Genomic DNA, 14,083 nt, shown 5'->3' with positions numbered 1-14,083 from the left:
TGGGTTAATAATACTTAAAATCTTCGTGAGGTTTAGAGATGTTATTAGTAGATACTATGTAAGAGATAATTTATCCTCATTTATTATAATAATTGTATAAATTGATAGTTATTTAGATAGTAAAATTGTTGTTGGTAGAGTTTTTGGGTTACTTAGGAGCAAGGTTGTGAAAGCTAAATTTATCAGAATGACTAGTTTTGATGGTGGTCCTTACACTCTATCTCAACTGGCAACAGCTGCTATTTATGGTCTTAGTTGCAGAGAGTCTGTTGATCTTTTAGTGCCTTTTTCCTCTAACAGTAGACCATTTAGGGAGGCTGTTAATAATTTAGTATATCATGATAGTTTAGCTGCACATTTTCCTGGTGAAGGTGGTGAAGGTAAGGTTTACAATTTAGTTCAGTTGTCTCCAAATGAAGCTATTGACGCAGCTACAGCTTCAAATGATAAGAGTCTAGGTAAATATCGTACTAAGTATGAATATGATTCTACGAGTAGTGATAATGTACGATGCTCTGACAATTATTCTCATGATTATTATGAAACCTGTTGCAACGATCACTATAGGCTTTTGAGTAATTGTGATGAAATAAGCACCGTGATGTTTCTTAGGAGTAACATAGGTCAAATTATCCAGGAGTTTAGTGTTGATTGGAATTTGGAGTATTCGTTTTCTAGCGAGGACAGTAGTGTATTTAGTATTCATCCTATGTATCAAGTAGTAAATGCTAAAAATACTGATGATATTATTGAAAATTACTACGAAATAAGGCACGATATTTTGTCTCTTCCTTCTAAACCTTTATCTGGAAACAAAAAATCTAGTCCTCCCTCTCCAGAAGAAATTTTGTATTACCGTGATCCGTTATATTTTTTAGGTTCAAAATTAGCTCTGTGTGATTTTGATACTCGTCCTTGCTTTTTTGTTCGAGAATTTATTCTCCACCCATTACGTCATAGCCTCTTACTTTTATGTGTTCGTATAAATAAATTAATAGATTATTTAGAGGATTCATCTGGAAAAATTGATAGGAAATTACACAACTTAATTTTATCATTACTACTGCAGATTAAATACAGTAGTTTACTATTGAGACAGATAATTCGTGTCAGATTTGATGTTGTTGAGAATGGACTTATTTGTGAACCTCCAGAGAGAGAGAGGTTGATTATACCATCATTGAAAGTAGTAGTTTGCTTGAGGAATTATATAAAGTATTTGAAGCGCCTTGGGGATATTTTTATGCCTTTCTTAGGATTTTCTAACTTCGTATCTTTGGAAGATATGATGAGAATATCTGAGATTATGTTTTTAGGTTCACGTAACCAACATCATAGATCAATCTACAAACGGGAGGTTAGGAATATATCTTTGTTATTAAGTTTGAAGTACCCTGACATTATTGAAAGTAAAAAAATGATAATTAGCTGTTTGTTAGAAAAGGTTAATGTAAGAAGAAAAGTGTTGTCATTGTTAGAAATACATTGTACTGATACTACATTTGATTGTAAGAATATTATTGAAGTAATGCTGCTCAGAAGAGCTATATCTGATGGTAAAGAGGATGGATCAGATAGCAAAGATCGATCGGTTGGCTATATAAATAATCTAATAAAAGAAATATTAGAAATGAAGTCTTTTTTGAGAAGTTTACCTGAATAAGTATCTAGCTAGTGATGTAGACAAAGAGGTTAATTTATTTATTTAGCATGTAATTTATTGCTTTGTGGTGCGCAGTTTGTGATGCGACACTATCTTTTATTGTTGGTGTATTTATTACCTGCTACTATTGTAATAGTGGCAGGTACATGTGCTAAGTTTTTTGTAGTAAATATAATTGTAAAAATCATACTACTCAATGTTTAGATTTGTGCAACAAAATTTACCAATGATGGTGGTTTTGTGAGCAAGTGGTTTTGTGATACACGTCTTATCCGTTGAGCTTTAATTGTATTTATTGTTGGCATAAATAGTATTAGTTGAGGGTGATAATCATGTTAGTTGATATTAGCAATGCAAAAGGAGGGTGTTTTTATACAACTAGTATTAGTGGAAGTCTTTGTACTTTGTTAGAGTTATCAACTGCCGCAGTTTATGGTCTTAATTGCAAAGAATCCATTGATCGTTTGGTTCCTCTCTCTACTAAGGATATTTTAAGAGGAAAAGAATCAGTTGATATAGCTGATGGCTTAGAGCAAGTACCATCTGGTGATGATTCACAAAAAAAGGAATTAGTTGATCATTTGAAAATGTCTCCTAAAGATGCTATTGAAGTTGCTAAGTCTGTAAATAGTTGGACTTCATATAGCTACCATAGTAGCAAATACGAATCTCGATCTGAAAATAGCAGTAGTAGTACCGAATTATGTGTAAATTATGATGAAATTTGTCGTAATAACTATGATGTCTTGAGTGATAGTAGAGAAATAGAAATTGTATTGCGATTTAGGAATAGCATAAATAAAATTATTGATAGTATTATTGATGATTTGCTTGTAAAGCATTCATTTTCAAGTGAAGAAGCTATGATATGTAGTGTTCATCCTATGTATCATGTGGTTCATGCTAAAAACATCGGAGATATTATTCCTCGTTATTATGACAGAAGGATGGAAATTTGGAGACTTCCAAAGTTTCCTCCATTAAATATACCAAGAACAAGCCCTCCATCACCAGCGGAAATTCTTCATTATCGAGATCCACTGTATTTTTTAAATCCCAAATTAGCTTTTTGCAACTTAGAGATAGCTCCATGTTCTCGTATCAAAGAATTTGTTATTAATCCACTTCGTAGCAATTCTATTGCTGTTGATTATGATTTATGTAAATTAATGGTTTGTTTAAAGGAGTCGTCTGCAAAAATGAGTAAAAAATCATACAATATAATTATGGCTGCTCTCCTGCAGATATTACATAGTAATAATTTATTACTAGAGTCAACTAGTCGTAGATGTGTTGCTGAAAATGGACCGTATGAAAGCGAAAATCTAGCCATGCTATCATTGAATATAGTGATTAGCCTAAGAAATTGTATAGAGATTGTCGGTTCAATAAGAAAAACACTTATTCCTTTATTAGACTTATGTAATTATGTACCATTGGAAGATGTAACGATGATTATTAGAAGTAGAATTTTAAATTCAAGTTTAGGCGTTTATAGATCAGATTGGGAACGAGAGTTTAGGAATATCTCTTTGTTCTTAAAGGCAAAGTATAATGAACTTATAGCCAACAAGAATATGACAATTAAATGTTTGCTTGGAAAAATTGACCTAGATGATGAACATACAAATAATAAATTTTTTTCTTTCCTAGGAATACCTAATTCTACTCATGGATTGGGTAAGAATTCTATTCCTATTTCTGATAGAATGTTGGTAATAGAAAAATTTCTCAGAAAAGTTTTTGTGGATGACATAAAGGAAGCAACTAGAAAGGATAAATCAACTGAAAGTAAGGATAAATCAGTTGAAAATTATGATTTGGTATTTTTGATAAATATAGCCAGATCGATAAATAATCTAAGAAATGAAATATCAGAAATGAATTTGTTTTTGATAAATTTTACTGAAGAAATATCTCAAACATCTGCTGAAAGCAAATCATAAGAAAATGGAAATCAAAAAATAAATTTACTTAAAAAGTTACGTTTTTGTATTTAGTTGATGTTTTTTCATTAGTTTTTGTGGGGTGTTATATATAAATATTTGTGATAATTATATAAGGGGGGCGGGGGGTATTCCGTTGTGTAAAATAGTTTATGTATTGACATATATGTGTAAGTATTTGATAATTAATAATTATATAAATTGTTTTGCTTTCTCCTAGTTGCAATTATTTTCTTTATATACAACATCTACAACAGAGTCGTACTATTTATGACTTAGATTTTCATGTGCCTTGAATAGGAGTGGATGTAATGTCCGTTTCTGTGGGTAGTATTAATAGCATATCAGTTGAAGCAGTTGATTCTAATAAAGGACCATATCCTCTAGTACATCTATCAACAGCAGCTGTTTATGGGATTAGCTTCAAGGAATCAATTAGGTATTTAGCTCAGCTTTCTCCTAAGGAAGCTATAGAAACAGCGATTGCTATAAATAATAAGATGGGTACATATTGTAGCAAATATGAATCTTACTTGGGAGGTGATGTTGGTATTCGATGCTCCTTAAATTATGATGATCTTTGTTTTAATAGTCACGATAAATTGAATAACTCCGAGGAAATAAGTGTTGTAATTGGACTTAGGGCAGGAATAAGTAAAATTATTGATGAAGTTAGTGGTTGGGGTTTGAGGTATTCATTTTCTATAGAAGATAGCAGTGTATGTGGCATTCATCCTATATATCAAGTAGTGCATTCTAAAAACACTGAAGATGTTATTTCTAGTTATTATGAAAGAAGGGATGAAATTTTAGCGCTTCCTGATCCATCTTTGTTGGAGATGAAGTATCCTAACTCATTGTCTCCGGAGAGAATTTCTCATTACCGTGATCCGCTATACTTTTTAAGTTCAAAGTATGCTCTGTGCAATTTAGGCATAGATCCTTATTTTAGTATTCAAGAATTTATTCTTTATCCGATGTGTTATACTACTGTAGTTTTGGGTGTTAGTATAAATAAATTAATATGTTATTTAAATAATTCAGTAAAAAAAATAAGTGGAAAATTATATAATTTAATCATGGCTCTTCTCCTACAGATAAGATACTATAATGCATCTTTAATATATTTAATCTTTGTTAGGGGTAAGCTTGAGGAAACTATTGCCCCGGTGGTTCATGAAAGAGAAGTGCTAATTATAAAATCATTGAATATAATAATATTGCTTAGAAACTATATAAAATATGTTAGTACCATACGGGAAATTTTTATGCCCTTCCTAGAGTTTCATAACTTTGTACGTTTGGAAGATGTTATGAAAATAATTGAAAGTAGAATTTTGGATTCACATTTGTCAGATTATAGGTCAACATACGAACTGGAAATTAGGAATATATCTTCATTTTTAAGAAATAGATATGATGGCATTATAATTAATAAAAGAATGAGAATTAAATCTCTTTTAGGAAGAATTAACCTAAATGATGAGAATACATTGAATAGTATATGTTTGTTCTTAGGAATAAATATTATAGATCATACATTGAGTAAGGAAGTAATAATTGAAAAACTGAGCATAGAAACTAGCTTAGATGCCGAAACTAAGTCTACTAAAGGCGAAGATAAGTTAGTGTTTGTGAATCCTGCCATTGAGTCAGTAAAAGATCTAATGAAAGACATATCAGAAATGGTGCTATTTTTGAGTAAACCTAAGTAAATATGACAGCTAGGGAAATTCAAAATGTATTGGATAAAACTCAATAACTAACTATTTTTATGGTAATTTTATCGATTTTATATTTTCAGGTTAATCGATTTCATTTATTTATTATATGAGGCATATTTTATGATTTAGTTGCGAATGATATATATTATTATTATGTATTGCATTGCAGTTTTTATATGATGTTTTTGATACCATTTACTATTATTTCATAGATACTTATTACTACTGGTTGAATATATTTATGTTTGTACAGGAAATTAATCATTGTAATTGCAATCCTTCTCTTTTTACAGATAAAGAAATTTCTTCTATTTTTGGGGTTACTTACCGAGAGCCCATTAGCCTTTTGAAGCAACTTTCTAGAGAGGAGATTTGTGAAGCATCTTTTCTGATGAATGTTGCAGGAGGAAGAAGCATTAGTTTTTCTAAGTATGAATGTGTTTCTATGCATGAACCGGATCCTATGAAACCTGTTTATCAGTCTTTATCGGAAAGTCCTGCTTATCGATGTTTATGGGAATGTGTTAGCCGTGGTTATATGGAATGTGGTAGTAATTGTCTACCTTTTTATGGCTATCCGTTTCATATGTCGTCTAATCCTGATTGTATTCCAGGTGCTGTTAGCCTCCGCTGTAATGATCGCCTACCTTTGTTGATCCGTGATGGTTGTCAGTATTTATCTGGAGATAATATTAATCGTGCATTTTATTTTCCAGACGACTGGGGATATTTTTGTGAAAGTAGCTATGCTAGTTCCAGTGATCCTCAATCGTTTAGGTCTTTATTAGGATTTATTGTTGATGTTAATGAAGTTGTTTCTGGAATAGAACGTATTATTAAAAATAGAGTGAAAATTTTTAATGAGATTGGTCAGGGTATTATTCCTACACCACTGATATTTATATGGATGAAAATTGGCATGTTGGTTTATTATTTCTCAACATTGAAGGTAAAAATTAGGAAATCAGTATATTATTCAATAGCAGCATTGTTATTGCAATTAAAAGGTTCGTTTCCATTAGAATCATCATTGCTAATACCAAAGTTAGTGGAGGGAGAGAGAGAATTTATGGTTGGACTTTCTTTGGCCAGTTTATTAATGAACTTCACGACTCTCAGACAAACTATTCTAAAACTTGTGTCTATTGGAAACTTTGTAAGTTTGGAGGAATTGATGGAAATGTTTGAGGAAAGGGGTTCATGTGCAAGTGAAATTAGTATGGTTAAATTTCATTTAAGAATTAAATATACTAAACTTATAGCAATTAGAAGGTTAAAAATAGAAAAATTACTAGAAAAAATTGAACGAAATAATAAAGGTGAATTGGGTGGAATGTATCTCACAGAGAATTATATAGATAGGGCTTATAGGTCAGTTGAAAAATTAAAGGGTGAAATACATGGGATGGAGTCTTTTCTAGGGGTTTTTTCCTATGAGGAGAGTAGTGTGTAGTATTCAGATCTAAAGTAAGTAGAGTAAGTATATGGGGGCTCCTAAAAAACTATATCTGTAAGGGGGGTGAGTAAATTATTTTTACACGTTTTTTTATATTAACGAGGTAGAGCCATATTATTTAACTTTATATATCTTATACTGCTTTGTTCAATTGATCTGGTATTTATAGAAAATTTGTTTGTCTGTTAAATTTATATCTACAAACTTAATTGTGACTTCCATATTATATACAGCAGATAGGTTAATAATCACTATATGGATCGTGCTCTCCTAAAAATATAGGTTTTAATATCCATGATACATTTGGTGCTACATCAGCATTTAGATCAACTATCCCTGTAATATTTACTTATTTAGATGGGGGCAGACGGATCATTTTATTCATATATCAAAGCTATTTTTCTATTTTTAATCTTCTGATTGCTATAAAGTTAGGATATTTAGTTTTTAACTTAAATTTTTACTTGCCGGTTTCACTTTTGCAAGGATCTTTTTTACCAAATATTTATAATTTATATAAATTTCTCCAAACTTACAAATTTTGGTATTAGCAATGATGACTCCAATAAACATGAATTATTGTGTAATGAATAAATTGTTAAAGATGTTACAATTGTCACGGTTTATTATTTCGTCATTTTTTTATGTCGTCAATTAATTCTCGTGGCAATTGTACTCTACTAGAGCTGTCCATGAAGTCTGTATTTGGTGTCGACTGTAAGGAATCTTTAGGCCACTTGATGCAACTTTCACATACCGAAGCCTTTGAGTTTGCGACGCTTATGCGACGTGAGGGGGTTAGTTTTTCTAAATACGAACCTATTTTAGAGAGTAGTAGTGGTAGGGAGATGTTTCCAGAAAGGTGGGACAAATTTTGCGATGATCATCGTTGGTTATTAGGCAATCCAAATGATCTTAGGTTGATATCTTCTTTCACTGTTGTTATGGAGAAGGTTATTGGTATTGTCGGTCGTATGTTTCCAGAAAAGTTTGATCTTGATACGATAGATTGTTTATGGAAGTATAATCTTATATACCAAATTGTTAATAACAAAATTGGTTCTGATATTGTTAAAGCTTATTATGCTACAGAGGGTACAGTTTTGGCGCTTATGGAACCATCTAACGCTGCAGATGGCTTGATTCTTCCATCTTTAAATTCGTCAGCAGATGTTTTTTGTTATTATGATCCTATGTGTTTTTTTCCTGTTCATAATCACATAAATGGTGGTAGGTGCTCATCAGCTCTGGAGATATACAAATCAATTTTTTCTATGCTTTTTGATGTTAGCGTGGTTGTATATGATTTAAGTGAATCAAAGGACAATATCAGTAAAATTTTGTATCATGTATTAATGGCAGCGTTGTTGCAAATTGAAAAGACTTTATTGAAGGCTGATGAAGTGAGGTACGAGCTTGTTGGAAGACGGGGAGTGGGTATAGAAAGAAGATTGTCTATAATTGAATCATTAAATCTTATAACTTGCTTGAGAAGTATAAAGAAGGATGTATGCAAGGTAGAAAGGACTATTTTACTCGCTATCAAGAATTGTAATTTTGTGCCTTTGGAGGATATGATGTCGATGTTTAAATCAATTTCCGAGCGTGAGGAGGAAATTAAGTGTGAGCTCGTCGTTGTTTCTGCTTTCTTAAAAACTAAATATCCCCAACTTATAGAAAAAAGAAGAGTTATGGTAAGATCTATGCTAGATAAAGTTAGACGTAGTGAGGTGAGTGATTCGGGATGTATGTGTCTCACTCATGAACATATAGATAATATTTATAAATCAGTAGAGAAGTTGAATAATGAAATAAAAGAAATGGAAGTTTTTCTTGATAGTGTATCTAATAGTGAGACATTATTACAATAATAAACAAAGGTGGGTATTGGTAGAGGATGTTTATCTTATATTGCAGTGTTTATCTCGTGCTAAACATGAGTTTTATCATCGCATTTGCAAATTAATTATCATACGCTATCTGAGTTTAATTTCCTAATATTTGTCATTCTCGTTGATGATTTTATGGTAAATCGTATTTGTATATTGAATTTATAGTTCTACTTTGTTTTTATATTTTGGGGTTATGATTTTTTAGGAACTAATATATTTAAGTAAGTGATGTATCTTAAGATATATTTTGATTACATATATAATTTTTTAAACAGTGATCACAGTGGTGATTGTTAGTTAAGTTTGAGGTGCAACTTATTATAGTTTTGGGAAATTATATTAAAATATCCTCTAATTTTTCAGTGTTAGTATAATTGAATCTCTTGTTGAATTTTATATAATCAATCTAAATTTTAGTGAAAGTAATTGAGGTAGTTACATTAATTACAAGGATTTAGGTTTTTATTGGAGATCTTAATAGCTTGGGTGGATTTAATCTTACTATGAGCGAATAATATGATACATAATCGATGTGCTATGTTTTATTTTGATTTATAGAAAAAAGATCAGTTTGTTATTTTTTCTACTATGTAGACACCGTTGTATGTGTTGGCACGATTTTAGTGTCTTATGTTTTAAATTTTAAAAGTCATCAATGATATTATTGTTTTTTATTGATAAATTTACTTGCAAATTAAATCCAAGAATAATATCATGTCATCTGTGGCCTTTATTTTGTGCATAATTAAAACGAATCGTTATACTGCTATTCTATCTGTTTTCCTTTAATAACAAGCTAATCTTGCGGTGTATGCACTGTTAGTGTTGTGCTTGACTATTATCATAGTTATCAACATGAAAATAATTAACTACCGTAATCCCTGTTCTTTAGTAGAGTTGTCGATGAAGGCAGTTCTGGGCGTTGATTGTGAAGGTTCCATTGATAATTTGATGCAGTTGTCCCCCAGGGAAGCTATTGAGGCTGCGATAATTGTAAGTAATAGAATGGCAGCTAATTACCGCACTAAATATGAGTCTGTAATTGAATCTTTTAACAATAGGAGAGAACACATAGAATTTTTTGAGAATAGCAGTGAATTTTCTCTTTACAATGATTATTCTCTATATTCTCCATCATGTAATTTTATGGAATTTGAAGCATTGAATAGATGGAAGGAATCTGTAAAAATTCTAATTAATGTGCATGATAGATACTCTGTAATTTCCCAAAAAGTTCATGAAAGAGATCATAACGAAAGAATAAATCCTATTTATAAATTGATTTATTCTGATGATATTAGCGATCTTATTGGTGATTACTACAATAGAAAAGATAGAAATTTTTTCCTTCCTGATTTGATTCCTTATGACATAGAAATAGATAAAACTTATCTTGATCCACTTCAATTTTTTGACTTATTTTCTTCTGGACATATTTATAGTTTCAATGCTTCTTCTTTATTAACTGAAATTGTAAGTGCATCTTTAAAAGTTATTAAAAATCTAAATGAGTCGATGGATATTCTAGAAAAATCATGTCACTGTATAAGGAAAAAATTATATTGCTTGATAGTTTCATCATGCTCGCAAGCAAAACATGCTGCATCATTGTTAGAAACGGCAGCTGAAAATAGAAGTAATTATGACAAGCATAAGATGAGTTTTGAAAAAGAAAATTTATCGTTAGATGTTTTAACTTGTTTCAGAAATTTTATGGAATCAGTATTTAATATAAAAGAGATAATAAATATTATGGAATTTTTCAACTTTGTACCATTGGAGGATGTAAGTAGAGTATTAAAACGTAATTTTTCAACAGCTAATGATGTGGTTTATAAAATAAGTAGGTCGGAGTTTAGGATGGAGGTAAACGTAATATCTTCTTTTTTAATAAAAAAATATGAAAGTCTTATATCAAAGAAAAAATTGAGAATGAAAAAATTGCTAAGAAAAATTAATCCAAATAATAAAGTAGGTTTGCATAGCTCAAGTTTTCAACCAGTTTTTGTTAAATGTATTAATCAATCAGTAGAGAAAATTAGAAATGAAATAAGAGAACTGGAGACGATGATGATAAGTTTATCTGAAAACAAACCACGAATAAAAAAATCACGAGTAAAAAAGCAAGGTTGCTTGTAAAATAGTATATTAACTCTAGTGTGCTAGTGGTATACCATGGTTTTATCGTTTTTGTCGTGTGATGAAATTGGTATTTGACGGTGTTTAATAATCGAAGTATATGAAAATTAAATTGATCTAAATATAATATGGTTGTGGTAAATATAGTTGCTTTAATATTTTTTTGCTGAACGTTTTGTGAAAAAATAAAAAATTATTTAGTCAAAGTAATAATGTATTAATTAAAAATAAATAATATAATTGGAAATAAATGAGTAATATTTTTTCTTTAAAGTATAAAGGTGGATAAATTATGATCTCCATTGCCTACTTCTAAGCATTATTAGAAGTATATTTTGTTGTTCACAATAATTTCTACGCATATAATTGAAGATTGATAAAACTGATCCTTGCTTTCACTTTAAAGTATTTTCAGTTAATTAAAAATAAATTACGCGTACTATAGTTGTAAAATTACGCGTACTATAGTCGTAGTGTAATAAAATTAATCCTAATTATTATGTTATAACAGAAGGTCATGAATCCTACTCACTATAATCCCTGTTCTTTGTCGGAATTGTCTTTAAGGTTTATTTTCGGTATTAGTTGTAAAGAGTCCGTTGGTTTCCTGATGCAATTGTCGCACAATGAGATTTTTGAAGCCGCTTTGCTTGTAGGTCGTAAGGGGTCTAGTTTTTCTTTATACGAGCCTATTTATAGACCTATTTCGGAGAATCTTATTTGTCCCTTCCCAGATAATTGGGTTATTTTTTGTTGTGACAATGCTAATCTGTTCAATAATAGTGATGGTCTTAAGACTGTCCTAGGGTTAATGAGTAAGATAGATAGAATTAATATGTATACTGATATGATCATAAGAGAAGATATGACAAAAATATTGGGTATTGCTGGTGGACATAAAGTGCATGAATATATGATGCTTATATCTATTGCTATAAGCTCATTTATGGATGGTCTGAAAAATCATTGTGGAGTGAGCAAGTTATTGCGTTGCTTGGCTAAAGCATCTTTCTTGCAGATGAAGCATTCATTTCTGTCTGTACTGAGGAATTCGTTGCTAACGAGACTATCAGTAGATGATCGTAATGTTGCTCAAGCTAATTCGGAGTTCATTTCTAGCTTGCATAATTTTGTAAAGGAGGTAAAGACTCTTAGGGGTACCATTTTTCCTGTTATACATGTTTGTAATTTTGTTTATCTGGAAGAAATTATAGAAATATTTGAACGTGTGGATTCAGATATGTATAAAAATGATATTGATGTGGCTTCATCCTTCTTGAGGATAAAATACCCAGGCGTTATACATAGTAAAAATATCATGTTGAGACACATCCTAAAAAAAGTTAGCATACGTAATGAGATGATAGCGGATGGGGCTTGTGGTTCTTCAGTTTCTGCCGGTAGTGATGGTATTGGTAAATCGGTCGATAAATTGAGTAATGAAATACAGATGATGGAGTCATTTATGGATAGTTTTACTGAAAAGGTTATAAACTCTAGATAAAATTATACACAAAATGGCAGACTAGTTTAAGATATGAACTTTACGTTAGTTGTTTTTTACGGAGGCATTTTCCTGTGAGTATATAATAGTTTGGTTCCTGTAAGTTTCATTAGGATTACACAAAGTTAAAAAGGTGTTTGCGTGTTTTGAAGGAATATTTAGGGATGTTCTTGTTTTAGAGCTATCGTAGTACAGATATTGTTGTTTTGGTTTTTTATGTGAGTTAATATTTTATTTTTATAGGTCTTGGATTTGTTTAGTTGTCTGTTTGTTATTTAATTATATTAATAGGAGTTGTGGTGTTTTGAGAGTTGAGATGGCTTTCCCTTACACTCTTCTAGAGATGTCGTTGATGTCTGTTTTTGGTGTCAGTTGTAAAAAATCTGTTGAGTGTTTATCTCAAATTTCTCCTAAGAAAGCTATTGAATTTGCAATAATTATAAAGAGCAAAAGTATAGGTTGTTATCGTACTAAATATGAGTCTGTTTTTGAAAGTAATGTTGATATTCAATGTCATAAAAATTATGATGAATTTTGTTTTAATAACTGTGATGACTTAAGTAATTCTGAAAAAGTAAAGGCGGTAATTTCGTTGAAGAGAAGTATAGATGGAATTATTGTTCTAACTAATGATTGTTTTTTAAAGTACTTTCCTCTTAGTGAGCATAATCATTTCTGTTCTTACTTTCCAATTTATCAACAAATTCGTAGTGATAATTTTATGTTAAGAATAATGATATTTGAGTTATCACGTTTGTTATTGAAGTTGTTAGATCAAATTGGATTAGATTTATATTCATTGATTAATGCGTTGCTTATACAGATAAATTACTACAACTCATTATTAAATAAATTGCTTGTGCTTAGGAAAAATACGATGAAAGGATGTAGTGTCCGTGAGTGCCTAAAAAATTACATGAGGTGCTCTCTTTCACTAAAGGAAATAGTTATTCCTTTAATAGAGTGTTGTAATTTTGTGTTTTTGGAAGATTTGATGAAAATATTTGAAAGTAAAATTTTGGATTCACGCTTAGAGAGGTATAGGTCAACATATGAACTGGAAATTAGAAATATATATTCATTTCTGAAATCAAAGTACTCTGCAATTATAATAAATAAAAGAATGAGAATTAAATTTCTTCTAAAAAAAATTGATCTAAGAGATAAGGATACGTTAAATAAGATATATTCGTTCCTAAAAATTCAATGTCATAAAAAATTTTCTAATAGGAGAGTTATAATTAAAAGACTACTTGAAAAAGTTAATATGGGCATTAGTGATAGCTTATATAAAGATGATAAGACATTAATATTTGTAAGAAGTACAATTGAATTGGTAAAAAAATTGGATAATGAAATATTTGAAATGAAATTATTTCTTAGAAAATTTATGAGGAGACATAATAATTGTCTTGTTGGTAGTATAATTAAAAAATAATAGTTACTCAGGAAACTTTATTTCTGTTTATGTATTAATGTAAATATTTAATTGCTTAAGGATTTTGCTTAACATTGAGCATATGATTGAATTTACAATTCAGTTTTTTGTTTGAGTCCCAATTTCTTTGTGTTCATCTTTCCTTGGTGTAATTGTATATATGGTGCTATTTTGATATTTTGTTTTAATTGTAGATAAATAATCTATTGCTTGTGTAAATTGATCTGTAAATAGTAACATATTACGATGTGTTGGTCTCGGTGGTTTTAGTTAATGAATATGCGTAACTTTACGGTAATTATACCTTAATTAATCGGTATT

Annotated in this window: 8 protein-coding genes; all 8 read left to right on the top strand. The window is 30.2% G+C overall.

Going from position 1 to position 14,083, the window contains the following annotated elements; translation table 11 throughout:
* Positions 1–166: 166 nt before the first annotated feature.
* Positions 167–1,663: a hypothetical protein gene (locus Arg41_RS06585; protein WP_092490621.1), complete on the top strand. Its 1,497-nt coding sequence runs from the start codon at positions 167–169 to the stop codon at positions 1,661–1,663.
* A gap of 332 nt (positions 1,664–1,995) precedes the next feature.
* Complete coding sequence (locus tag Arg41_RS06580) at positions 1,996–3,609, top strand: hypothetical protein (RefSeq protein ID WP_092343272.1); 1,614 nt, start codon at positions 1,996–1,998, stop codon at positions 3,607–3,609.
* 311 nt (positions 3,610–3,920) lie between these two features.
* Positions 3,921–5,324 carry a hypothetical protein gene (locus Arg41_RS06575; RefSeq protein WP_092490620.1) on the top strand — a complete coding sequence of 468 codons (1,404 nt, stop codon included), beginning with the start codon at positions 3,921–3,923 and terminating at the stop codon, positions 5,322–5,324.
* 250 nt (positions 5,325–5,574) lie between these two features.
* On the top strand, positions 5,575–6,786 hold the full coding sequence (locus tag Arg41_RS06570; RefSeq protein WP_092490619.1) for a hypothetical protein: 1,212 nt from the start codon (positions 5,575–5,577) through the stop codon (positions 6,784–6,786).
* Positions 6,787–7,433: 647 nt separating this feature from the next.
* Complete coding sequence (locus Arg41_RS06565) at positions 7,434–8,660, top strand: hypothetical protein (protein ID WP_092343275.1); 1,227 nt, start codon at positions 7,434–7,436, stop codon at positions 8,658–8,660.
* Positions 8,661–9,536: 876 nt separating this feature from the next.
* Entirely contained in the window at positions 9,537–10,820 is a 1,284-nt protein-coding gene (locus Arg41_RS06560) for a hypothetical protein (protein ID WP_141663212.1), read from the top strand.
* A gap of 517 nt (positions 10,821–11,337) precedes the next feature.
* Positions 11,338–12,324 (top strand): hypothetical protein, encoded by a 987-nt coding sequence (locus Arg41_RS06555; protein WP_092343570.1) that lies wholly within the window; start codon positions 11,338–11,340, stop codon positions 12,322–12,324.
* A gap of 304 nt (positions 12,325–12,628) precedes the next feature.
* Positions 12,629–13,762 carry a hypothetical protein gene (locus Arg41_RS06550; RefSeq protein ID WP_141663211.1) on the top strand — a complete coding sequence of 378 codons (1,134 nt, stop codon included), beginning with the start codon at positions 12,629–12,631 and terminating at the stop codon, positions 13,760–13,762.
* Positions 13,763–14,083 lie beyond the last annotated feature (321 nt).

Source organism: Candidatus Ichthyocystis hellenicum, from assembly GCF_001460935.1.
GTDB classification, from domain to species: Bacteria; Pseudomonadota; Gammaproteobacteria; order Burkholderiales; family 2013Ark19i; genus Ichthyocystis; species Ichthyocystis hellenicum.
Note: the sequence above shows the minus strand (reverse complement) of the source record. Positions and strands in the feature narration are given on the sequence as shown.

What these genes read in the sequence shown, in the direction of transcription:
- Arg41_RS06580 (WP_092343272.1), top strand. Translation starts at nt 1,996, where the DNA reads ATGTTAGTTGATATTAGCAATGCAAAAGGAGGGTGTTTTTATACAACT.
- Arg41_RS06575 (WP_092490620.1), top strand. Translation starts at nt 3,921, where the DNA reads ATGTCCGTTTCTGTGGGTAGTATTAATAGCATATCAGTTGAAGCAGTT.
- Arg41_RS06570 (WP_092490619.1), top strand. Translation starts at nt 5,575, where the DNA reads ATGTTTGTACAGGAAATTAATCATTGTAATTGCAATCCTTCTCTTTTT.
- Arg41_RS06565 (WP_092343275.1), top strand. Translation starts at nt 7,434, where the DNA reads ATGTCGTCAATTAATTCTCGTGGCAATTGTACTCTACTAGAGCTGTCC.
- Arg41_RS06560 (WP_141663212.1), top strand. Translation starts at nt 9,537, where the DNA reads ATGAAAATAATTAACTACCGTAATCCCTGTTCTTTAGTAGAGTTGTCG.
- Arg41_RS06555 (WP_092343570.1), top strand. Translation starts at nt 11,338, where the DNA reads ATGAATCCTACTCACTATAATCCCTGTTCTTTGTCGGAATTGTCTTTA.